Here is a 1,039-nt window from a genome sequence, read left to right on the forward strand (position 1 = left end):
CTCCCGGATGGCTTTGACGATCTTGCCGCGCATAATCTCCTGAGCTATAAATCCGCGGCGGAGCCNTTCAACGCCTGGGCGCTGGAAGAACTGGTGAGCCACTATGTCACCTATCGCAAGCTGGTCTCGCTGCGGAGCNCCCGCCCCGCGGCGGAGCACCCGGACGAACCGCTCGCCGAGCCCCCGGGGGCCTACCCGCTGCGGCCCGCGCGCGACTTTCGCCGGTATGCCATCGCCACCCGCGAGCCGCGCCAACTGTTNCGGCAACTNCCGGCGGGCGCCTGGCGCGCGGGCGCNCANCCNGGNGTGTATGAGCTGATGGTTGGCACCCTGCCGGTGCGCCTNATCGTNCTCGATGGGTTNGNGCAGCACCCGCGCAACGCCCCCTGGGGCATGTTCGCCCATGCCCGCACGCAGACGCGCTACGGCTTGACCCATTATCGCCCGCGCAGCGATCTTGGCCGTTTCTTACGCAACCAACTGGCCATCGGCGCTGGCCTGGAGGAGATCGACATGGCTTACACCGTTGAGGACTTCCGACGCGAAGCAGTCAAGGACCTGCTGGACGATCCTAAATCCCGGCACGTCCTGCTGGGCGACGTTCTGGCTGATCCCAAGCACCTGCACGCCCTGCTGGGCGACGTCCTGGCTAATCCCAAGCACCTGCACGCCCTGCTGGGCGACGTTCTGGCTGATCCCAAGCACCTGCACGCCCTGCTGGGCGACGTTCTGGCTGATCCCAAGCACCTGCACGCCCTGCTGGAGCGCCTGGTGGCGGAGGATCGGCTGCGGGAATTGACGCCGGAGAAGCGGCTGCGCGGGTTGGCACCGGAAGAACGCCTACGCGGGCTCGATCCCGATACCATTGAAGCCTGGCTGAACGAACATCGCAGCCGTGACCATTGACCGAGCAGCCGCCACTTCGTCACCGTCGGCGCGCAGTCGCGGCGACGGCAGGTGAGGACCCCATGACCGCGGCCGGCAGCANGGGNGCGCGCCGTTGGCGGCGTCCGAATGGGCAAGTTCTGCCGCTTANNNC

Origin of the sequence: Lamprocystis purpurea DSM 4197, assembly GCF_000379525.1 — a bacterium.
Taxonomy (GTDB): domain Bacteria; phylum Pseudomonadota; class Gammaproteobacteria; order Chromatiales; family Chromatiaceae; genus Thiodictyon; species Thiodictyon purpureum.